Genomic DNA, 22,178 nt, shown 5'->3' on the forward strand with positions numbered 1-22,178 from the left:
ACATCTTTACTAATATTGTTTATCAGTGTCATGTAACAGCTAAGAGACGCTTGCTACGATTATGTCAGCTTCGCTACCAACTTATCAGTCAGGTGGCGTGCAATCTTATCGATTGCCAATATATCTTCTATATCAGCGGTTTCGTTCAATGGTGGCAGCTGTATGTCATTTAACGCTTGTTCGTTAATGTCAGCAATATCAGTCAAACGAATTTTCCCATCTAGGAATGCTGCTACTGCAATTTCATTTGCTGCATTAAGCACAATCGTGGCTTGCGTACCCGCTTGCATTGCTTGGCGAGCCAAACTCAAGCAGGCAAATTTTTGGATATCAGGCTCAATAAACTCTAAACCACTAAGTGCAAATAAATCTAACGGCTGCGAGCCACTATCAATCCGATCAGGGTAGCTCAGCGCATGCGCAATTGGCGTCTTCATATCTGGACTGCCCAACTGCGCTAAAAAACTACCATCGCTATATTCTACCATTGAGTGAATGATACTTTGTGGATGAATGACCACATTTATCTTATCTTCAGGCAAATCAAATAAGTGGCAGGCTTCTATCAGCTCAAGCCCCTTATTCATCATTGTAGCCGAATCGACAGATATCTTTTGACCCATTGACCAATTAGGGTGTTTGACCGCTTCTGCGACGCTTGCCTGCTGCATTTGCTCGAATGGTTGCTGCAAAAATGGCCCACCAGAAGCTGTTAACCATAGTTTGCGAACACCATGATTTGTCTGATGAATTTGCGTATTATCTTGCTGAATAGCAAGTGGCAAGCATTGGAAGATGGCATTATGTTCAGAGTCGAGCGGCAACAAAGTAGCTTTGTGCGTCTTAACCGCATCAATCATGACTTTACCTGCCATGACTAACGCCTCTTTATTAGCCAATAAAATACGTTTGCCTGCACGTGCTGCTGCTAATGTAGACACCAGTCCTGCAGCACCTACGATAGCTGCTACAACCGTATCAATCTGTGAGTCAGTGGCGATATCTACCAATCCTGCCTCGCCCCCAACGACATCACTAGCGATTCCTGCCGCTTTGAGTCTGCTAGCAAAATCATCCACTGCTGCTGTCGGCACACCGACGCGCTTCGGCAGGAACTGCTGACAGAGCATAAATAGCTTGTCCAAGCGATGGTAACCTGACAAAGCATAGACTTCATAGGTATGCAGTTGAGCAGCTAATATTGCTAAGGTACTATCGCCAATCGAGCCTGTCGCGCCTAGTACGGCGATGCGTTGCGTCATAACCATTAATGCCCATGATACTTAAAAATAATAAAAATAGAATATCGTCTATCCACTACAAAACTATTGCTCTGGTAACTTCGCTAGCTATACTAATACATTGCTTGCACTTGGCTCACTTATATCAATATTACTGAGAATAAACTACAGAAAAGGTTTAAACAGAACAGTGCTGCTATATAACCTTACACCACTATTAAACCAAGCTGCTGTATCGCCCAAAAACCAAGTGCAAATATCGGTGTTGCAGACAACAATGAATCGATACGATCAAGAATACCACCGTGACCTGGCAAGATAGTGCCTGAATCTTTTACATCAGCACGGCGTTTGAGCATCGACTCAAACAAGTCTCCAAGTACAGAGACAAGAATAGTGATGGCTGATAACGATACAAATGCGATTAATGGTACGCCCGTCAGCTGTAGTTTAAAGACACTGATAGCTACCACAACCAACAGCCCTGTGACGAGGCCACCGGCCAACCCTTCCATGCTTTTATTGGGTGAAACGTTGGGTGCCATTTTTCGGCGACCAAGCTTGCGTCCAACGAAATATGCGCCGCTATCTGCACACCATACTAATAAGAACACATACAGCAACCACCACGCAGATAACTGCCAGAGATAGAACATCGCTGTAATAGATGCCGTCAAAATAACCGCGCCCATCATTGCCAGCTGGTTGCCGTACCATCTCGTTTGTGTCGGAAAGACTCGAACCCAAGACAGTGCCATCAGCCATATCCCTAACGAAGCTACCCACCAGAATAGCCAAGTCACCTTGAACATTAGTGATAATATAGTGAGCGCTAAAACCACTAAAACAAATACGGCGGGTTGGCGCCACTTAGGCATCAACTTGGCCCACTCATGAGCGGCAATGATGACGCCGATAGCCAATAATGGTGCAAATAAAATAGGTGTTTGGCTCGCAAACATTGCAATACCAACGATAATAACGAGAACAATTGCCGTCTTAATTCGTTGCCACATACTTATCGAGCCTTATAATAATGAAGAACAGATGGTCAAAAAATACATTATAGCAGCTAACTAGCTATGGCCTAGTGATAGCGATCACTATCAATTCAAGCCGTTTATCATTGCACAAACCAGCACTATTGACCAGTTATACAATACTAACTAAACTGAGCCGACTGAATTTATCTATCCACTCGCTGCTCAGTGAGACTGCTGTTCTGTCACTACCTGCTCGCTGGTTTTGCCAAAGCGGCGTTGACGTTTAGCAAACTCTGCAATCATCAAAGCCAACTCTTCTGCTGCAAAATTTGGCCACAATGTGGGAGTAAAAAACAGCTCAGCATAAGCAGATTGCCACAATAAAAAGTTGGAAATACGATACTCGCCGCCCGTACGCACTAGCATATCTACTGCTGGCGTGTCGGCCAATTGTACGTAGTTACCTAACAACTCTTTGCTGACGTCTTCAGCTTTTAATTCGCCAGCTTGCACTTGCTGAGCCATTTGTTTTGCTGCATTTGCAATATCCCACTGTCCACCATAACTAATCGCAATTACCAGCGTCATCGCATCAAACTCTGCCGTTTTTTCTTCTGCATCAGCCATTAGAGTCTGTAATGACTCACTGAGTTGACTGCGATCACCGATGAAGCGCAGGCGAATACGATACTCGTTCATGCGCGGCATTTGCTCATGAATCGTCGATGTGAGTAGCTGCATCAGCAGTGCTACCTCACTAGGCGGTCTTTGCCAATTTTCGCTAGAAAATGCAAATACGGTCAACACTTCAATGCCTGTATTGACACAATATTCGACGATAGGATCAAGCGCATCTTTGCCAGCCACATGTCCTTGACCGTGGCCTAATTCATTGGCCTTACCATATCGATTGTTACCATCCATAATGATAGCGATATGACGGGGAAGACTAGCGGGTGCCAAAACGGCTGAAGTAGACATAGGCGAACTTGCTTATTGTTAAGGTAAATAATAATAACGTGTGCAATGACGATTAAAAAGCGCCACTGATATAATTCACTAACTTATCACAATTGCGTTGTTAGTTTTTAATGCCCAGAACACGATGAACACAGTTCAATCAATGTCTTTGGCATAATATAGACATGGTTTCATATAGTTGATTCAGTTTAAAAGAGGTGCAAAGCAACCGAGTGCAGATATATATGATAATCCAAGCGAGATTAACGCTTTAGCTCTTTTATACAGGATTGACTATATCAGTCTGCATAATAATAAACAGCCAATAACTATAAAGTATTGGCTGCTCAATTACAGGTAATCTACCGAGCTGATTCTTGCTATAAATAACAAGTATATCAGTATTAAACTTCCATCAAATCGCTTTCTTTCTTACTCAAGCGAGCGTCAATCGTTTCAATATATTTGTCAGTGATTTTTTGAATATCATCACTAGCACGGCGCTCATCATCTTCTGAGATTTCTTTTTCTTTTGCCAAGTCTTTGATGTCGTTCATCATGTCACGGCGAATATTACGGATAGATACTCGGCTGCTTTCAGCTTCGCCACGTGCAAGCTTTTGCATGTCGCGACGAGTGTCTTCTGTCAAAGCTGGCATCGGAACACGAATCACATCAGCGGTCATTGGGTTCAGACCCAAATCTGCTTCACGAATGGCTTTATCTACTGCCTGTACCATCGTACGGTCAAACGGTTGGACCAGTAAAGTACGTGAGTCTTCAACGTTGACACTTGCCACTTGGTTCAATGGTGTATCAGAACCGTAGTAGCTGACCATCACACCTGACAACATGCCTGGATGCGCGCGACCAGTACGAACTTTACTGAAAGTGCTTTCAAGCGCTTCCAACGTTTTTTGCATGCGTGCTTCGCCGTCTTGCTTAATCTCTTTAATCATTGTGTATCCTTATTTATTGTTACCGACAAATCTTTTATTTGCTATTGGGATATTAATTATTTTTTGCTAATCATTAGCTATTTACTGACGTTAATTACCAGTATCACATCAATTAGTGAAAAACTCGTGTGCCTTCATTTTCACCCATAATGACATTCAATAATGCATTAGGTTTAGTCATATCAAACACTTGTAGCGGTACGTTATGCTCACGGCATAATGCGATAGCCGTTAAATCCATCACGCCTAGCTTTTGCTCTAGTACTTCATCGAAAGTCAGACCGTCATATTTGACTGCATCATCATTTAGACTTGGGTCTTTGTCATAGACACCATCAACTTTAGTCGCCTTCAAAATCAAACCAGCTTCGATTTCGATACCGCGCAAACAGGCAGCGGTGTCAGTGGTAAAGAACGGGTTACCCGTACCTGCAACAAAGATACAAACTTCGCCGTTTTTGAGATAACGAATCGCATTACGACTGCTATAGCTTTCGGTGACTTCACCAATCGGTAACGCTGACATCAAACGAGTTTTGATATTGCGACGCTCAAGCGCATCACGCATTGCCAGTCCGTTCATAACGGTCGCTAGCATGCCCATCTGATCACCAGTAACACGGCCAACGAGACCTTCTTTTTGTAATTGCGCACCGCGATATAAGTTACCACCGCCGACCACGATACCAACTTGAACACCAAGTCCACGTAAGTGAGCAATAGATAAGCTCATTTTATCAAGCACTTCGGTATCAATACCCATGTCTTTACTACCGGCTAAGGCTTCACCGGAGAGTTTTAGCAAGATACGAGCGTAACGCGGGTTTTTGTCAGACATGAGGTCACCTTGTTATCATGAAATTATAAAGAAAATTATCGGTAAAATACAAATCGAGTTTGTCCACAACGCTACACTTACAGCTAAGCGTATTAAAAAGGCCAAATTGCGCTAATTGTAGCAAAAACTGCCCGTCATTGGGCAATTTTCACTCACATATCTTATTGGATATCTAGCCTTGATAACTGGCGAACAGATCGTATTCGCTAGCATCGTCGATAGTCACTGTTAAAAACTGCCCTACCTTAACTTGAGCGTTGATGTCATCAACATAGACATGACCATCAATTTCAGGTGCATCAGCATAGCTACGGCAAATAGCAATATTTTCATCGCTATCGATTTCATCGACCAATACCATTAAGGTCTTGCCAATTTTTTCTTGCAGCTTTTGCGCTGAGATATCCTGTTGTAGCGCCATTAGTCGCTCATAGCGAGACTGCTTAACGTCTTCAGGCACATGATCAGGCAAGTCATTGGCCACTGCGCCTTCTACTTCTGAATAAGTAAATGCACCCACGCGATCGAGGCGTGCTTCAACCAACCAATCAAGTAAGCACTGGAAATCTTCTTCTGTCTCGCCTGGGAAGCCAACCACAAAGGTCGAGCGAATCACAATATCAGGACAGATATCACGCCATGCTTTGATACGAGCCAAGGTATTTTCACTATGCGCAGGACGTTTCATCGCTTTTAGGATACGATGACTGGCATGCTGGAACGGAATGTCTAGGTAAGGGAGCAGCTTCTTCTCACCCATCAATTCAACAACTTTGTCCACATGTGGATACGGATAAACATAATGCAAGCGAACCCAAATGCCCAAATCGTTCAATGCTTGGCATAAGTCATAAAACTTAGACTTGAGCGGCATACCATTCCAAAAGCTGGTCTTATACTTTAGGTCAAGACCATAGGCTGAAGTATCTTGCGAGATAATAAGCAACTCTTTCACACCAGCTTTTTTGAGCGCCAGTGCTTCGTTCATCACGTTATCAATCGGGCGCGATACCAAATCACCACGTAAACTTGGGATAATGCAGAACGTACAACGGTGATTACAGCCTTCTGATATTTTTAGATAAGCATAATGACTTGGGGTCAGTTTGATACCCGCTTCATCGATCAAATCTATTTTTGGATCATAGTTCGCATCTTCGTTGCGATTTGGCTTGGGCACATGCTGCGACACTGCCGTAATCACTTCGTCATAGGCATGCGCGCCCGTCACCGCTAGTACAGCTGGATGCATTTCACGGATTTTTTCTGCTTCTTTACCTAAACAGCCAGTGACAATCACTTTACCGTTTTTGCTAATGGCTTCGCCTATCGCATCAAGCGACTCTTGTACTGCGGACTCAATAAAGCCGCAAGTATTTACCACGACCAAGTCAGCACCATCATAATCACTGGCTACTTGATAGCCGTCACGGCTGAGCTCAGTGATAATACGCTCACTATCTACCAATGCTTTTGGACAACCTAGTGACACAAAGCCAATCTTTGGCGCTGCACTAACTGGCATCGTGGCAGTCGCAGTCGAGGCTGAAGTAGCATCGCGGCTTTGGGCTACACTACGATTTTGGTTATGGTTGGCTTTATGATGATAAGGTTGTTTAGTATCTGCTTGACTGATATCTGTCTGATTCTGCTCTTGTACTGCTGTAGGCGCGGCAGGATTGAAAATAGTGGCAGTGTCTTGTACGGCAGATAGAGGATTTGTTGCTGTCGTATTCACTGACTCGGTAGAAGTTTTGGACATGGCTGACCTTGCTAGAGATAAATTGGCTGAGCGCATTGTACGTTTTTTTTGCAAAAATCACCAGTTTTGCCGCTCTATAGTCTTGATTTGTGGTTAAATATTATCTCAAGCATCTGACTTTTTTGGGCATGACTAATGAACGCTGATTTTATAACCGCTAAAACAACTCCTGATCTTACATTTATATCTCAGCATTTATTCACTGCTATTTTATGGGTCAACGATGAGCTATTCATCACGCGTTTGAATGCTCAAGCCGAGCAGCTACTCGCCATTAGTACCGGCAGACTCATTAATCAATCAATCTTGACACTATTAGCACCCGATGAGCTGAAGGCTAAAGAGACTATATCTATCGATAATGATAGTGACGATACGAATGCAAACGAGCCTTCGAGCGAGCCAGCTTACTCTTTGACCGAGCGCTTTGTACAATCGCAAAACTACCAGCAGCCTTTTATCGATCATGATCACATTATAAAAACACCACTAAATAGCAATTTATCGTTGTCAGTTGATTATAGCGTCACGCCAGTCATCTATGAACAGCAGCCCTATTTTATTATCGAGATGTGGGGCAAAGATCGTCAAAGTCGTATCTCTGAAGAGGAGCGCAAACAGCAGCAGTATACAGTTGCTCGTCATATGCTACGCTCAGTGGCGCACGAAATAAAAAATCCTCTCGCTGGTATTCGTGGGGCAGCACAACTGCTACAACGACAGTTTATTAAATTCAGTGACGCATCTACTACTAGCACTGATAGTGCTTTGACAACTACTAACGCTGACACGCAGCATGATTTGCAAAAAATGAATCAAAAGCTGCGTAACTATACGGATATTATTATCTCAGAAACTGATCGACTAACTCATCTTATTGGTCAACTTCTGGGTTCTAATCAACTACCAAACTGGCAGACGCTTAATATCCATGAGCCCCTAGAGCATGTCTTAACCTTAGTGGCCAATCAGTATCCACAGGTAATGTTACAGCGTGATTATGATTTATCATTGCCAGAGTTATGCGCTGACAAGGATCAGCTGATTCAAGTGTTTTTAAACCTCATTAATAATGCTTGTGAGTCGATGACTGAGTTCGAACAAACGCTGCAACAGAATAAAATCTCAGAGTCTCAAGAATCACCACCAGCTACCAGACAAGCTGCTAGCAGTTCTGATTATCAACCAACGTTGCATATTCAAACGCGGGTTGCCTTTCAGCATACAATTGTAGGGCAGCAGCACAAGCAAGTGATGCAAATTACCATTACCGATAATGGCTCAGGCATTGATCCGGCGCTAATCGATCAAATATTTTTCCCAATGGTCACCAGCCGTGCAGCAGGGACAGGTCTTGGGTTATCCATCGTTCAAGATATTATCAGTCATCATCATGGTATGATTGATGTGAGCTCGACAAAAGAGCAAAAAGATAAGCAAACGCAATTTACGCTATACCTGCCATTTACTCAACCTATCACCGAGACATAAATATATTACGACATAAATCTGCTAAGTTTCATAACGCTCCATACCCAATCCCCAACTTACCACCAATAATTGCTGATTAGGCCCAATACATGACTGAATATAGCGACGACCTCCAACCTAAAAGCGATACTACATCACCACAATCACAAATAGTAACTGTGAACAATGCACCCTGCGACCACCCTGCGACATTGTGGTTAATCGATGACGATGCAGCCCTACGTATGGTGTTGGCAGACACGTTTGAAGATGCTGGATTGACCGTTATCAGTTTTACCCAAGCGCAGGCAGCATGGACTCGCCTTAACGATGCTTTAAAACAGCAAGAGTCAATAGAGCAATTACCTGACGTCATATTGACTGATATTCGTATGCCAATGATGGACGGATTATCTTTTAGCGACTGGGTCCATCAGCATTTCCCAAAAATGCCAATCGTCATTATGACGGCACACTCAGACCTGACTTCTGCTATTAATAGCTATCAGACAGGTGCTTTTGAATACTTGCCCAAGCCTTTTGACTTAGATGATGCGGTTGCAACGATTTATAAGGCCATCAATTATCAGCCCAGTTTAGAAACAGCTACCGTTAACCTTTCAGATGAACCTAATACCAATATAACGTCTGATACCTCCACTGAAAATCCGATAAAACCTAAAGCAGTATCTGCTAGTAAGACAACCAAAGACAATAAGAACAAAGAAGCAGTCGAAACCAAAGGTAATGGGAATCCTAGCGGCATCATTGGACAATCCCCAGCCATGCAAACGGTATTTCGTGCTATTGGCAGGCTGGCTCAATCTCCTATTTCTGTCTTAATTACTGGAGAGTCTGGTACAGGTAAAGAGTTAGTTGCCAGCGCTCTACACCAGCATTCACCGCGTAAACAGCAACCATTTATTGCCCTCAATATGGCAGCCATACCGCACGACTTGATCGAGTCTGAGCTATTTGGCCATGAAAAAGGCGCATTCACTGGTGCGACGACAATGCGTCAAGGACGTTTTGAGCAAGCTGACGGCGGGACTCTATTCTTAGATGAAATTGGTGACATGCCTTTTAGCACTCAGACGCGGCTATTGCGAGTCCTAGCTAATGGAGAGTTTTATCGTGTTGGTGGACAGCAGCCAATAAAGGTCGATGTACGTATCATCGCAGCCACTCACCAAAACTTAGAAGAGCTAGTAAAACAAAGCCGATTCCGCGAAGATTTGTTTTATCGTCTCAATGTCATTCGACTGCCTCTACCACCACTACGTACACGCCCTGAGGATATTCCTGCCTTAGCCCTCTACTTTATGCAGTCTGCCGCAGAGCAAATGAGTACTACACCGAAGCACCTACACCCTGCTGCATTGCAAATCATGCAGACATTCGACTGGCGCGGTAACGTGCGTCAACTAGAGAACGTCTGTTTGTGGCTAACCGTGATGGCCACTGGTGATACCGTAATGGCGACAGATTTGCCACCAGAGCTACTTGAAAACATCTCACCTAATGCAGTGCTTCATGACGAGCATAGCTCATCAGAATTAGAGGAAGGAAGCCAAGAACATTTAGTACAAAATGGCGAAGTATCAAATAGTAATGCATTAAACAATAATCAAAATAATCAGATGTTTAAAAACCAAAGTTGGCAGCAAGCTTTGGCTGATTGGGCTGAACAGTCCCTGAATACAGGCGAAACTGACATTTTGCAAACAGCAACACCTGAGTTTGAGCGCGTTTTATTAACAGCGGCACTCAATCATAGCGGCGGTAAAAAGATAGAGGCCGCAAGCTTACTTGGTTGGGGCCGTAATACTCTAACACGCAAATTACAACAGCTGGACATCTCTGCGCCAAGAGTAACAACTAAAGACTAAATAAACGTATAAAACGCTATGATAAATAACTATTAATATCAACTACTTAAAATAGGTACCAAAAATAAATATCAAATAATTAAAAATAATTGCAAATAGGGGTTGCCAAACAATTAAAACTCTATATAATAGCCAACCACTGAGACGCACTACCGAATCAGTTAACTATCTAGTTAGCATTTGAGTTTAATTGCTTTTGATGATAGAGTAACGAAAATGGGGCTGTGGCGGAATTGGTAGACGCACCAGATTTAGGTTCTGGCGCCGCAAGGTGTGAGAGTTCGAGTCTCTCCAGCCCCACCATTTTCGGATAGTACATCTTAGACCAAATATTGAAGCCTGCTTTTTAGCAGGTTTTTTTGTGTCTGAAATTTGATGTTAAAACTATAAAATAACCCATCAGAAGCTTTAAGCTACTTTCACAACCTTTCTAAACCCTTCAAAATTTCATCTGCACTCTGATAGCGCCTCTCTACCCGCTTTGCTAATGACTTTATGCACTTGTTATAAGCATCATTAATTAATAGAAATATTTTGCTCACTGTCATTGAATAATGCACTACGTTGATTTTTGCGGAGGGTTTCACGTTTAATGATATTTTTTGCATCGACTTCTTCTAAAGGTGATGTTGTTTCGCGAAAAAGATCGCCATCAGCGATTAAAGACAAATAACGAGAACAACAAACCCTTAAAAAAGAGGTGAAATTACCAATGTCATGATCAGCATCGAGAGACTCAAGGTATAGCTTAGTGATCAGTTGATTAACCGTCATTTGATCACGAAATGCCAACTCTTCTAATATATCCCAAAAAAACACTTCCAAACGAATTGAGGTAACTACTCCCTGAATTCGAAGTGATTTGGTTTTAGAGCTCCATAAGCTATCATCAGCACTAATAAACAGTTGGCACATATATCCTCTCTCGATACTGGAGCCTATTAAAACTTTAACAGACCCTAATTAAAGCTTATAGTAAAGCAACAAACTGCTTCAGCATAGCTGGGTGAGCAGGCCATGCAGGACCCGTTACTAGCTGTCCATCTGTAATAGCACCATCCATAGGTAACTCGATATACTCAGCGCCAGCCATTTCTATTTCTGGCTGACATGCAGGATAAGCAGATACTTTTTTACCTTTTAGCACGCCAGCAGCCGTCAGTAATTGTGGCCCATGGCAAACCGATGCAATCGGTTTATCAGTATTTGCGAAATGCTGAATCATTGCAATAACCTTGGCGTTCAAACGCAAATATTCTGGCGCACGTCCACCTGGTAAATACAAAGCATTGTAATCTGCGACATTAATATCGGCAAAAGATGCATTAAGAACAAAGTTATGACCACGTTTTTCGGTATAAGTTTGATCCCCTTCAAAGTCGTGTATTGAGGTAGCGATGCTATCCCCTTTAGCTTTATCTGGGCATACCGCATCAACCTCATGCCCCATTGCTAGAAGCGCTTGGAACGGAACCATGTTTTCATAGTCTTCAACGAAATCACCAGTAATGATAAGTACTTTAGCCATGATACTCTTCCTGTATTGTCATAAAAATATAGTAACTCAAATTACCCTATAGCGACTTAGCTTAAAATGAGCCTGAATATCCATTCAAACATAAAAAACAATGACTAGGTAATATGTGAATACTACAAACAGTCGCTTTTTGAAAATAGCTTTTTAACAGCCACTTTTTAAAAATCAAATAATCAATTTAGCTATCAGCTAATAATATTAAATCCTTCAAAACAGCGTCCATACTCCGATACCGTCTATCTATCCGCTTCGCCAATACCTTATCGACAATACATTGATAATGACTATATTCTAGCGGCAGCTTTGGAATAGGTTGCTGGCAATGCTGAATCGCCCACGCTTTTGATTTATCCTTGCTGTTAGCAGCGACCTGAAACGGTCGCTTGCCCGCCAATATCTCGTACATCATGATGCCAAATGCATAGATATCGCTTTGTGCTGTTGCACCCTGCCCTTGCCAACGCTCAGGTGATATATATGCTAGTGTGCCAGCAAGATTTGGATGACTTTTAGCCACTGTTATATGTTGTGCTAACGCAAAATCAGTGAGTAATAATCCAGGTGTCAGACCATTACTCATAATATCTACTGGCAACTCATTGTCAGACCCTTCAAGCAAAATATTGCTAGGCTTAATATCATTATGCAACCAGCCAGCCTGATGCAAATTAGCTATCAAATGTGCGGACTGTACTAAAAAGTGATACCTACGTTGCGCTGTCAATGAATGCTGATTTTGAGTACTCAACTGTCTTGCCAAGCTACCATTAGGGTAATAAGGCATGACAGTGATTATTAGCTTTTGAGGCGCCTCTAGCGCTTGAACGTTTACGCAATGATAAGCCAATAGTGGCGCTGCGATAGTCTTATCTTCGATTGTTGATAACGCATTTACAGAAGTTAGCGCTTCCGCTTCATGAGTTAAATCAAAAGACATATTATTCATATCAGTATCAGCAATCATCTGCCATTTGATCATGACTTGACCAAACTGTGAATGCTGGGCACGCGTTACGCCTTGATAATGAATCTCTTCGATGTCTTGTGTTTGTTCTGTGCTTTGTTGAGCAATACGTTGATATACTATCTCACTAAAATTCTGTGCAACTAACTCTTGGGTAATAATGGACAATAGCTGCTCCGCCTGAGCTTGCAAAGCTTGCGTAATAGACGGATTACTGGCACTATTTTCCATAGTATTGTTTCTCATAATATAGTGGGATTACTACCTTACCATTCGTATCATCTCCAAAAATAATAATAACGCGAATAATGGTTACAAGTATTACGCTTAGTAGCTACTAAGATTATAGGCACTGAATTTTAGCAGCGTTAATTGTATTTTTGGGTATGGTATTAAAGATAACTTTAATTGCTAGAGCCACTATGTCACAACCAACTATCCCGACCACGCCATCTGATCAACCTACTTATGCCCTACCCGCACCTTTGTTAGACTTACTCAGTCAATACTTACAAGAGCAGGTGACACCGACTATTGAAATCGATCCAACCCAGCTGGCTTATCGCTGGGTTGGCGGGCGCACTGGCCATCTACAACCTTTATCGGTCAACCTGTTTTTGAGCTTAGATGATTTGCATGGTATCGATAAGCAAAAATCGAAACTGGTTCAAAACACCCGTCAGTTTATTAAAGGTTATCCTGCCAATCACGTATTGATGTCAGGGACACGCGGTGCTGGTAAATCATCATTAATTCGAGCCTTGCTTCAAGCCCATCATAATGAAGGCTTGCGTATCATTGAGGTTGCCCGCGATGATCTACAAATATTAGACAAGATTCGCGCTGCCATTAATGCTCTACCAGCAGATTGTCATTGCCGCTACATCGTATACTGTGACGATCTCGCTTTTGACAGTCAAGACGAGAGCTATCGTACGCTAAAGAGCGTGCTTGATGGTGCGCTTGATTCAGAACAGGACAAACTATTGGTCTACGCTACCAGTAATCGCCGTCGCCTGCTACCGCAAATGATGAAAGATAATATTAATATCTACAATGGTCAGACGGATGAAGTCAATCCTTATGAAGCCATTGATGAAACCGTATCATTGTCAGACCGATTTGGTTTATCACTCACTTTCCACCCCATGGATCAGCAGACCTATCTGCATATCATTCAGCATTATCTGAATTTAGAGCAGCAAAAAATCTCAGCTGATATGGATAGTGATGCTAAGAGCATTTTAGAAAGTCAGCTAATGCCTGACAAGATTAGAAAGGATGCGCTACGCTGGGCATCAGAGCGTGGTGGACGTTCAGGACGTGTGGCCTATCAATTCAGTCGCTACTGGAGCGGTATAACGCAATTAAAAATTGAAGACAGCAAGCGCTAAGCCATATCTAGTGCTACTTATATTTAATACTAGGCCATATCTGACACTAGACCACCTCTAATCACTGCGTGCAGAGCCTATATACTGCACGCGGCTGTCTTCTATACTGTTCTCTTCACTACCTTCTTGGCTGCACTTTTTATTGCCTATCGGTTCAACTGCGCCATCGACCGTGTATTGATCAAAATCAGCAGCTAACCAAAGATTGCCTTGATAGACGCTTTCAGCATCTAAACGAATGTATGCCATGTTTGGCGTCTTGCTATTAGGATTATCAAAACCCTGATAACGCGCACTGAAGTGAGTCAAAATTAAATTATTGACGCCGCTTTTTTCTACAAGACCAGCCACCAATTGCGCACTGCTATGCATCGGATCAAACTCTGGGTTTTTGCCTTGAATCTTAGTGAGCACCTCATGAGTATAAGTGGCTTCATGCACCAATAAATCCGTATCGACCAGTGCATCGGTGAGACACGCTGGCGTATCGTTATCTCCTGCTACCACTATTCGCGTTCGTGATAGGTCATCATTGACATAGTCGGCTGCACATAACTGCTGACCATCTTCAGTGATGACATCCTCGCCTTTTTGTAGTTTACCCCATAGCGCGCTTGCAGGAATGCCTTGTGCCAGCAGTTTATCCTTATCAAGCCTGCGATGATGAATGGTTTGTGTGATACCAAATGCATGAGACGCGACTCGATGTGATAGCGCTGTAATATCAATATCAAGCTGATGCTGGTCGCTTAAGCGGATATTCACTTTTTTTGTATCATGTTTCTCAGATAGCACGTCTTCAATCGCTACAAAGTTAACAGGAAAGGGTAAATACAACTCTGTGGTTAGTTTAATGGCCTCGAGCAATGTCGCAATTGCTTTTGGGGCGATCAGTGTCAACGGTTCACGGCGTCCTGACATAGCTGCACTAGCCAATAATCCTGGTAATCCGTAGCAGTGATCGCCATGCACATGGGTGATACAGATAGTCACCAATTGATGTATAGACAGTTTGGTATGTAATAGCTGCTGCTGCGTGCCCTCACCGCAATCAATTAATACCCATGGACGCGATTTCTTACTCTGATTATTCTGTTGACGACTGCCTTGCTGTGCGCTAGAGGTATGCGGATTCAGACACTCTATTGCCAGTGCAGTCACATTACGCTGTTTGGTCGGTACACCTGCGGACGTACCCAAAAAAGTTAGCTTTAGCATCGCGTTACGTCTCTTATATATAACAATCGGCGGTTATGATAATTGGCACATCATGGTTTTTTGTGCTTCAACCATCTGTCCACCATTGGCCGTACACTCATTGACCATATTGGATTCATAAGACTTCCAACCACCATAAAAGCTCGCTGCGCATAGTATGACAACCAGAATTTTCTGCGACCAAGATTTGATAGAGACTTGCTGGCTATTAATAGCGGCTCTATCAATTTGTGATTCAGTAGTGCTATCTGTATTTGATTTATTCAGATCTGTCATCTTTTATCCTAAAAAGGTTTTGTCTATGATAAACAAAACCTTTTATTTTACTATTAAATGAGTTATTTCTCACTGTGCAAATGTGTTTCGTCTAAAACTGTAAACGACCACCTCTTTTTTCTGCACGTTTAAAGGCATCTCGCTCTTCACAACGTTTCAGCCAGTTCAAAAGATTGGTATATTTACTCTGGTCTAAACCTGCACCAGCATTGGCACCAACAACTGCAAGATGCATTTGAATATCAGCGGCGCTAAAGTCACTACCTGCAAACCAATGGTTTTCATGCAGATGATGCTCCATCATATCTAGCATCTTCTCCAAACCGCTACTGATCATGTTTTTCTCAACCTGACCTTGGATCTTTTTGCTGATAGGTTTGATTAGCATTGGTGATTGAGCTACCACCTTTGTGAATACCAAACGCATGACCAACAGCGGCATCAGTGAAGCTTCTGCAAAGTGTAGCCAAAACGTATAGGCTTCCCAAGCCGCTTCGTTATTATCGTCAGGTTTAAATTGCTTTTCTTTATCATAGTGCTTAATCAGATACTCAATGATAAATCCTGATTCAATCAGCACACGATCGTCCGCTTCTAACATTGGCGCATTACCAATCGGATGTACTTGCTTTAGGCTATCAGGAGCACGGTATGCTTTGTTTCGCTCATAACAAGTCAGTTTATAATCGGCGTCAAGCTCTTCCAATAGCCAGATAATACGAAACGAGCGTGAGTTTGCTAAATGATGAAGATGTAACATAAACCGTCCTAGTTATATATTGTAGTAAATCACCCATAGTATCTCAGATATAGCGCCATACGCTCACTCGATCGCAGCACTACTATCGATAATAGCGTAATTCGTATCTCTTTAATACTGTGAATTGGCAGACATACTAGAAAGTCATACCTACCAATCAGTACTATCGACGACCTACCTGCCAACGCTAGTCTAGATTTAACGCTTCGATTTTGCGCGTCATTTTGTCTATCTTTTGCTGATATTTTTTGATTTGGCGGAATCGATGCGCGATCAGTACACCTTTAATACGACGATTTTTGAGGCGACGACGTGGTGGAAAACTGCCCACTTGCGGCTCATTGTAGCCATGTAGGCGATCTTCACGTTTGCGTGCCATATAGCCAAGTGCGCTATCAGCAATCATAATTAACAGTGCGATAAAGATCATGCTGTACATCAGTACAGAGCCACCGTCATGTAAGTTACGATCTAAAATTGCAATTGAGAATATAAACAAAAATATCGGCTCAAGGTAGCACAGAGTCCCAAACAATGAGACAGGTAACTTTTGACTCGCCACCATTGTTAGTGACATCGCAGCGGTACTGATAATGCCTAATAACGGCAGCAAGTACCAAAGCTTGTAGTTGGTGATAGCTACTTCAAAACCGCCATTCATATATAGTGCGACCAGTACGACTGGTAACAACAGTACAAGGTCTGAAATCAGACCAGTAATAGGCGGTACTGCTAACTTACGACGTAGTAGATAATAAGGAGGATAACCCAAACAAACAAACAAAGTTGCCCAAGAGATCGCACCATACTGAAAAATATCGTAAGCGATACCAAGACCTGCACATATAATGGCAGCCCACTGAAGCAAACTCATGTCTTCGTTATAAAAAAATCGGCCAACAACAATCATAATCATTGGATATAGGAAATAACCCAACGTTACCTCAAGCCCCAAGCCATTGACTGGCGCCCACATAAATATCCAGATTTGCGCACCCAAAATCGGTGTGGGTAGTATAAATAAAAACCACTCTTTAGCGTTTTTCAGTGTTTTTAGATAATCAAAAATGTGCTGCCACTGCTTTAGTACACTTACCAGCAATACCAAGCTAAAAAACATTGTCAGCACGCGCCACGAAGCGACCTGCGTACCTGATAATGGTTGCAGCAGTAGACCAAATAAAAACAGTAATGAGTATAAAAAATTTGCAGCGACAGCAGTGATTGTACCCTGCGAGGTTTGGTTAGTAGTCAGCATCACAACAGCCTTTAAAGATTGGGGCACATCCATGGCAATTTTTAAAAAAAACAAAAGCCTCAGACGAGAACGTCTGAGGCTTTTGCATATAAGGTCGTCGCGTAATCTAAGATAAACGCTTTTAATGTATTAGACTCACATTATGAGCGGCATTATGTCAAAGTCAGAATGAATAAGCAATGCCACTTTTCATCTAGTGTCTAAACTTCCGTATTGAGTAAATTTAATACAGGTAAGTGCTTATTTTACATCAAGTTGTTCGATTTTTTGCTGTAGCTTATTCATCTTTTTTTGATAACGACGTATCTTACGAAAGCGGTGGGCTTTTAGCACGCCATCGATACGCTGATTGATAAAATGACGACGCGGTGGAAAGCCTCCTACTTGCGGTTCTCTATAGCCATATAGGTGGTCATTGCGACGACGAACAATATAGCCTGCTGCACTATCGACCATCATGACCAATAGTGTAAGCGTAATCATACTATACATAAATAACGAGCCACCCTCTTCAAGGCTCTGACTCAAAATCGTAATCGACAACACAAACAACAGCATTGGTTCTATATAACTTAATGCCCCAAATAGTGATACGGGCAGCTTGCTACTGGCAACCATGGTCAGCGACATCGCCATCGCACTAAAAGCGCCCAATAGCGGTAACAGATACCAAAACTTCATGTCTTGTGCCGCTACATTAAAACCGCCTGTCATATAAAGCATGATAAATACAACTGGCGTCAATAAAGTTAAGTCAAACAGTAATCCTGTGATAGGAGGGACAGAAAGCGTACGCCGTAATAGATAATACGGTGGATACCCCAAACATACAAATAGTGTCACCCAAGAGACCGAGCCATACTGAAAAACATCATAACCAATGCCTAATGCTGCAAATATCGCAGCTACCTGCTGTAAGACACTCATATGCTCACGGTAAAAAAAACGACCAAGCACAATCATCATTAGCGGCAATAAAAAATATCCTAAAGTAACATCAAGACCAAATCCATTGACAGGCGCCCACATAAACAGCCAAATCTGTCCACCTAATATTGGCGCAGGTAATACAAAAATCAGCCAGTCCTTCGCGGTCTTTAGCGTCTTAATATAATCAAAAACATGTTGCCACTGCTTAGTAAAACTGACCAATATCACCAAACTGACCAACATCATGAGCACACGCCATGATGCCACCTGCGTACCAGTTAAAGGCATCATAAATAGCCCAAATAAAAACATCATCGCAAATAAAAAGCTCGATGATACTGAGGCAACAGTTCCCTGAAAAGTTTGATTGGTCGTAAACATAGCAACAGCCTTAAAAATAGAACCTTATTTATCTTATTGATAAAAATGAGAATTAAAAAAATAAAAGCCTCCGACGACGACGTCAGAGGCTTTTTCTAGAAAATGCTAAGAGACTAGGCTCAAAAGCTAACTACCAAGACTAGTATCCGTCATTCTGTTATGCATCGTCATTTGGTTTATGATCATTTGCAATATCGATCACATCATCAACCTCAGTCGTTGTAGCACTATCAGTTGTCGCATCGATATCTATCTGCTCCTGACCTTCTACATCGAACGTACCATCTTCTCTCATGGCATCGATAAGCTCATCATCACTTTCTTCATGCTCGACACGTGCCATAGCGACCAGTTTTTCATCTTTTGATAAACGAATCAATGTCACACCTTGTGTATTACGACCAGAGCTAGCGACATGCTCAACTGGAGTACGAACCAACGTACCTTTGTCAGAGATTAAGATAATATCATCGGTAGATTCAACCTTAGTCGCTCGTACTAGTGCGCCATTACGCTCACTGGTCTTGATAGCGATTACACCGCCACCACCACGATTTTGTGTATTGAACTCCTCGATAAAGGTACGTTTACCGAAGCCGTTTTCACAAGCAATCAGGATTTCGTGTACATCATCTTCGATAACCACTAATGACTTGATAAATTCATCAGTAGCCAGACGCATACCGCGGACACCTTTAGCCGTGCGGCCCATCGCACGCGCATCATTCTCATCGAAACGAATGGCTTTACCACTTGAAGCAAACAACATCACTTCTTGACTACCGTTAGTGATACGAGCGCTGACCAGCTTATCACCGTCTTCTAATCCAACCGCAATCAGACCGTTCGAGCGAATATTAGCAAATTGCTTCAGCTCTACCCGTTTCACTGTACCATTGGCAGTGGCAAAGAACACAAAAGGAGCCTCTGCTTGGCTGCTATCTTCTACCGAATTGTCATCATTGCTTACTTCTGATACTTCACTTACTACTGATGTATCTTCTACAATTTTTGGAATTGGCAATATCGTTGTAACAGTCTCATCGCTATTCAGACCAATCAGATTGACCAATGGACGACCACGAGCACCGCGACTGGCAATTGGCACCTCGAAACCGCGTAAGCTAAAGACACGTCCACTATCAGTGAAACATAGTACAGTAGAATGCGTCGATGTCACTATTAGATGATCAATCACATCATCTTCTTTCATTGCTGTAGCCGACTTACCTTTACCACCGCGTTTTTGCGCGACATAATCATCAATCGGTTGAGTTTTAGCGTAACCAGTACGCGATACCGTCATGACAACAGTTTGCTCAGGGATCAGGTCTTCACGACTAAAGTCCATGCGTGAATCGATAATATCGGTACGACGCTCATCACCAAAGTTATCACGAATCTCGATCATCTCATTAGAGATAATGGTCATCAGCTTATCAAAATCACCAAGGATAGACTCTAAATGCGCAATTTCACGCAGTAAGTCTTGGTATTCTTCAGTCAATTTGTCTTGCTCAAGACCAGTCAGACGATGCAATTGCATGTCTAAAATCGCATTGACCTGCTCAAGTGATAAACGATAACGTTCTTCGCCTTCGATTAGGCCAAACGGTGCGTTAGGATCTTCGCCCTCAATAAACTCAGGACGCACTGACTGACTACCAGCAGCGGCGAGCATCGCAACGACGCTACCTGAGCCCCACGTATTATTTAATAAGCTTTCGCGCGCCAAGCCACGGTTTGCAGAAGCTTTAATCGTTGCAATAATTTCATCAATATTTGCTAGAGCAACGGTTAAACCTTCGAGCAAATGACCACGAACGCGAGCTTTGTTCAATTCATAAATCGTACGACGCGTCACCACTTCTTGACGATGACGGACAAACGCAGCGATAAGCTGACGCAAGGTCAATAGTTTTGGCTGACCATTATCGAGAGCCACCATATTGATACTAAAGCTAGACTCTAGTGGCGTTTGCAAAAACAAGTTATTGACGATGACTTCAGCCGTTTCACCGCGACGCAAGTCAATAGCGATACGCATACCGTCTTTATCAGACTCATCACGAATCTCGCTAATGCCTTCGATTTTTTTATCACGGACCAGCTCTGCGATACGCTCGATCAATTTGGCTTTGTTAGCCTGATAAGGTACTTCGGTGAATACAATACGCTCACGATCGCGATTGACACCAGTATTGCTCATCGGCTCAATATGATAACGACCACGGATGTGCAAGCGTCCTTTACCGGTACGATAAGCATCTAAAATGCCCGCACGGCCATAGATAATACCGCCCGTAGGGAAATCAGGACCTGAGATATGTGACATCAGCTCTTCAGCTGAAACTTGTGGGTTTTCAGCATACGCCAAACAAGCATTAATCACTTCGGTCAGGTTATGCGGTGCCATATTGGTCGCCATACCAACGGCGATACCTGTGGCACCATTGACCAATAGGTTAGGAATACGCGCTGGCATCACGCTTGGCATACGCTCAGAACCATCGTAGTTATCTTCCCAATCGACCGTATCTTTGTCCAAATCAGCGAGCATCTGGTGAGTCAGTTTGGTCATACGTACTTCGGTGTAACGCATGGCCGCCGGCGGATCGTCATCGATCGAACCAAAGTTACCTTGACCATCAACCATTGGATAACGCAAGCTAAAATCCTGCGCCATACGTACGATGGCATCATAAACTGCACTATCGCCATGTGGATGGTATTTACCGATAACATCGCCAACCACACGTGCTGATTTTTTGTACGGTTTATTATAATCGTTTGATAGCACGTGCATGGCATACATCACGCGGCGGTGTACAGGTTTGAACCCATCACGCACATCAGGCAGCGCACGCGAGACGATCACGCTCATCGCATAATCCAAATACGACTGCTTTAGTTCATCTACGATGCCAATAGGACTGACCGATTCGCTCATATACACTCCTTCACTCACATTCTTTTTCTAACGTTGACACATCGCTTACAGCACCCATAGATCATGTAAAAATACTGCCACATCAATGCGCAGTCATGACCAAAATACATACCATAAAAAACATTACTATACGTGCAAAACAACCAGAAAATAGTGATACGGTTTTTGTTAAAAACAATGTTTAATAAAAGAAGCTATTTTAGCACAAAATTGCTGATTTAGGGGGTTCTGAGCACCATTAAAATCAAGCTGGACGGTTCATTCACAGTGATATTTTTAATGATCCGTACACACTAAATTAATTCTAATGGCAGGTTTTTTTTGATTGGCTGATTTTGCCATTTTTACAGACGAATTTACCATCTACTGAGCAATGAGACACCCCACCCATTTTTCCTGAACAAGGCG

At 42.7% G+C, this 22,178-nt stretch carries 18 protein-coding genes and 1 tRNA gene; 4 read left to right on the top strand and 15 right to left on the bottom strand.

Annotated elements, in window-relative coordinates:
* Window positions 1–59: 59 nt before the first annotated feature.
* The 6 genes from ispC to rimO form a co-directional block, all read right to left on the bottom strand.
* Window positions 60–1,268, bottom strand: coding sequence for a 1-deoxy-D-xylulose-5-phosphate reductoisomerase (ispC, locus tag ACT3QQ_RS04540; RefSeq protein ID WP_444527098.1), 1,209 nt, complete (start codon window positions 1,266–1,268; stop codon window positions 60–62).
* A gap of 179 nt (window positions 1,269–1,447) precedes the next feature.
* Window positions 1,448–2,257, bottom strand: coding sequence for a phosphatidate cytidylyltransferase (locus ACT3QQ_RS04545; RefSeq protein WP_444522341.1), 810 nt, complete (start codon window positions 2,255–2,257; stop codon window positions 1,448–1,450).
* Window positions 2,258–2,446: 189 nt separating this feature from the next.
* Window positions 2,447–3,205 (bottom strand): polyprenyl diphosphate synthase, encoded by a 759-nt coding sequence (uppS, locus tag ACT3QQ_RS04550; protein WP_444527099.1) that lies wholly within the window; start codon window positions 3,203–3,205, stop codon window positions 2,447–2,449.
* Window positions 3,206–3,588: 383 nt separating this feature from the next.
* The gene (frr, locus tag ACT3QQ_RS04555) at window positions 3,589–4,143 is read right to left on the bottom strand and encodes a ribosome recycling factor (RefSeq protein ID WP_444519440.1); all 555 of its coding nucleotides are present in this window, start codon (window positions 4,141–4,143) and stop codon (window positions 3,589–3,591) included.
* Between the two features lie 112 nt (window positions 4,144–4,255).
* A complete protein-coding gene (gene pyrH, locus ACT3QQ_RS04560) occupies window positions 4,256–4,981 on the bottom strand; it encodes a UMP kinase (protein WP_424509833.1) in 726 nt (241 codons plus the stop codon).
* A gap of 172 nt (window positions 4,982–5,153) precedes the next feature.
* Window positions 5,154–6,743, bottom strand: coding sequence for a 30S ribosomal protein S12 methylthiotransferase RimO (gene rimO, locus ACT3QQ_RS04565; RefSeq protein ID WP_444527100.1), 1,590 nt, complete (start codon window positions 6,741–6,743; stop codon window positions 5,154–5,156).
* 135 nt (window positions 6,744–6,878) lie between these two features.
* Here rimO and ACT3QQ_RS04570 point away from each other — a divergent pair, with 135 nt between their 5' ends.
* From ACT3QQ_RS04570 to ACT3QQ_RS04580, 3 genes are all read left to right on the top strand, one after another.
* Complete coding sequence (locus tag ACT3QQ_RS04570; RefSeq protein ID WP_444527101.1) at window positions 6,879–8,234, top strand: two-component system sensor histidine kinase NtrB; 1,356 nt, start codon at window positions 6,879–6,881, stop codon at window positions 8,232–8,234.
* An 89-nt stretch (window positions 8,235–8,323) separates the two neighbouring features.
* Complete coding sequence (locus ACT3QQ_RS04575; RefSeq protein WP_444527102.1) at window positions 8,324–10,102, top strand: sigma 54-interacting transcriptional regulator; 1,779 nt, start codon at window positions 8,324–8,326, stop codon at window positions 10,100–10,102.
* 218 nt (window positions 10,103–10,320) lie between these two features.
* Window positions 10,321–10,405: transfer RNA gene (locus tag ACT3QQ_RS04580), tRNA-Leu, on the top strand.
* Between the two features lie 213 nt (window positions 10,406–10,618).
* Here ACT3QQ_RS04580 and ACT3QQ_RS04585 read toward each other — a convergent pair.
* The 3 genes from ACT3QQ_RS04585 to ACT3QQ_RS04595 all read right to left on the bottom strand — a co-directional run bounded on the left by ACT3QQ_RS04585 (window position 10,619) and on the right by ACT3QQ_RS04595 (window position 12,834).
* Complete coding sequence (locus ACT3QQ_RS04585) at window positions 10,619–11,017, bottom strand: ribbon-helix-helix domain-containing protein (protein WP_444527103.1); 399 nt, start codon at window positions 11,015–11,017, stop codon at window positions 10,619–10,621.
* A gap of 55 nt (window positions 11,018–11,072) precedes the next feature.
* Window positions 11,073–11,633, bottom strand: a complete 561-nt coding sequence (locus tag ACT3QQ_RS04590) for a DJ-1/PfpI family protein (protein ID WP_444527121.1) — start codon at window positions 11,631–11,633, stop codon at window positions 11,073–11,075.
* A gap of 184 nt (window positions 11,634–11,817) precedes the next feature.
* Window positions 11,818–12,834: a protein kinase domain-containing protein gene (locus ACT3QQ_RS04595; protein ID WP_444527104.1), complete on the bottom strand. Its 1,017-nt coding sequence runs from the start codon at window positions 12,832–12,834 to the stop codon at window positions 11,818–11,820.
* 191 nt (window positions 12,835–13,025) lie between these two features.
* Here ACT3QQ_RS04595 and ACT3QQ_RS04600 point away from each other — a divergent pair, with 191 nt between their 5' ends.
* Complete coding sequence (locus ACT3QQ_RS04600; protein ID WP_444527105.1) at window positions 13,026–13,997, top strand: ATP-binding protein; 972 nt, start codon at window positions 13,026–13,028, stop codon at window positions 13,995–13,997.
* Window positions 13,998–14,054: 57 nt separating this feature from the next.
* On the opposite strand, the gene ACT3QQ_RS04605 is transcribed toward ACT3QQ_RS04600, so the two are convergent.
* The 6 genes from ACT3QQ_RS04605 to gyrA all read right to left on the bottom strand — a co-directional run bounded on the left by ACT3QQ_RS04605 (window position 14,055) and on the right by gyrA (window position 21,770).
* Window positions 14,055–15,215 carry a ribonuclease Z gene (locus tag ACT3QQ_RS04605; protein ID WP_444527106.1) on the bottom strand — a complete coding sequence of 387 codons (1,161 nt, stop codon included), beginning with the start codon at window positions 15,213–15,215 and terminating at the stop codon, window positions 14,055–14,057.
* A gap of 33 nt (window positions 15,216–15,248) precedes the next feature.
* The gene (locus ACT3QQ_RS04610; protein ID WP_444527107.1) at window positions 15,249–15,491 is read right to left on the bottom strand and encodes a hypothetical protein; all 243 of its coding nucleotides are present in this window, start codon (window positions 15,489–15,491) and stop codon (window positions 15,249–15,251) included.
* A 91-nt stretch (window positions 15,492–15,582) separates the two neighbouring features.
* The gene (locus ACT3QQ_RS04615; RefSeq protein WP_444527108.1) at window positions 15,583–16,251 is read right to left on the bottom strand and encodes a glutathione S-transferase; all 669 of its coding nucleotides are present in this window, start codon (window positions 16,249–16,251) and stop codon (window positions 15,583–15,585) included.
* Window positions 16,252–16,438: 187 nt separating this feature from the next.
* On the bottom strand, window positions 16,439–17,509 hold the full coding sequence (rarD, locus tag ACT3QQ_RS04620; protein ID WP_444527109.1) for an EamA family transporter RarD: 1,071 nt from the start codon (window positions 17,507–17,509) through the stop codon (window positions 16,439–16,441).
* 240 nt (window positions 17,510–17,749) lie between these two features.
* Window positions 17,750–18,820, bottom strand: coding sequence for an EamA family transporter RarD (gene rarD, locus ACT3QQ_RS04625; protein WP_444527110.1), 1,071 nt, complete (start codon window positions 18,818–18,820; stop codon window positions 17,750–17,752).
* Between the two features lie 157 nt (window positions 18,821–18,977).
* The gene (gyrA, locus tag ACT3QQ_RS04630; protein ID WP_444527111.1) at window positions 18,978–21,770 is read right to left on the bottom strand and encodes a DNA gyrase subunit A; all 2,793 of its coding nucleotides are present in this window, start codon (window positions 21,768–21,770) and stop codon (window positions 18,978–18,980) included.
* Window positions 21,771–22,178: the final 408 nt, after the last annotated feature.

The organism is Psychrobacter sp. AOP7-A1-24, assembly GCF_052376235.1.
GTDB lineage: Bacteria > Pseudomonadota > Gammaproteobacteria > Pseudomonadales > Moraxellaceae > Psychrobacter.

Coding starts and splice junctions, on each gene's coding strand:
- ispC (WP_444527098.1), bottom strand. CDS start 1,268: ATGGTTATGACGCAACGCATCGCCGTACTAGGCGCGACAGGCTCGATT.
- ACT3QQ_RS04545 (WP_444522341.1), bottom strand. CDS start 2,257: ATGTGGCAACGAATTAAGACGGCAATTGTTCTCGTTATTATCGTTGGT.
- uppS (WP_444527099.1), bottom strand. CDS start 3,205: ATGTCTACTTCAGCCGTTTTGGCACCCGCTAGTCTTCCCCGTCATATC.
- frr (WP_444519440.1), bottom strand. CDS start 4,143: ATGATTAAAGAGATTAAGCAAGACGGCGAAGCACGCATGCAAAAAACG.
- pyrH (WP_424509833.1), bottom strand. CDS start 4,981: ATGTCTGACAAAAACCCGCGTTACGCTCGTATCTTGCTAAAACTCTCC.
- rimO (WP_444527100.1), bottom strand. CDS start 6,743: ATGTCCAAAACTTCTACCGAGTCAGTGAATACGACAGCAACAAATCCT.
- ACT3QQ_RS04570 (WP_444527101.1), top strand. CDS start 6,879: ATGAACGCTGATTTTATAACCGCTAAAACAACTCCTGATCTTACATTT.
- ACT3QQ_RS04575 (WP_444527102.1), top strand. CDS start 8,324: ATGACTGAATATAGCGACGACCTCCAACCTAAAAGCGATACTACATCA.
- ACT3QQ_RS04585 (WP_444527103.1), bottom strand. CDS start 11,017: ATGTGCCAACTGTTTATTAGTGCTGATGATAGCTTATGGAGCTCTAAA.
- ACT3QQ_RS04595 (WP_444527104.1), bottom strand. CDS start 12,834: ATGGAAAATAGTGCCAGTAATCCGTCTATTACGCAAGCTTTGCAAGCT.
- ACT3QQ_RS04600 (WP_444527105.1), top strand. CDS start 13,026: ATGTCACAACCAACTATCCCGACCACGCCATCTGATCAACCTACTTAT.
- ACT3QQ_RS04605 (WP_444527106.1), bottom strand. CDS start 15,215: ATGCTAAAGCTAACTTTTTTGGGTACGTCCGCAGGTGTACCGACCAAA.
- ACT3QQ_RS04610 (WP_444527107.1), bottom strand. CDS start 15,491: ATGACAGATCTGAATAAATCAAATACAGATAGCACTACTGAATCACAA.
- ACT3QQ_RS04615 (WP_444527108.1), bottom strand. CDS start 16,251: ATGTTACATCTTCATCATTTAGCAAACTCACGCTCGTTTCGTATTATC.
- rarD (WP_444527109.1), bottom strand. CDS start 17,509: ATGCTGACTACTAACCAAACCTCGCAGGGTACAATCACTGCTGTCGCT.
- rarD (WP_444527110.1), bottom strand. CDS start 18,820: ATGTTTACGACCAATCAAACTTTTCAGGGAACTGTTGCCTCAGTATCA.
- gyrA (WP_444527111.1), bottom strand. CDS start 21,770: ATGAGCGAATCGGTCAGTCCTATTGGCATCGTAGATGAACTAAAGCAG.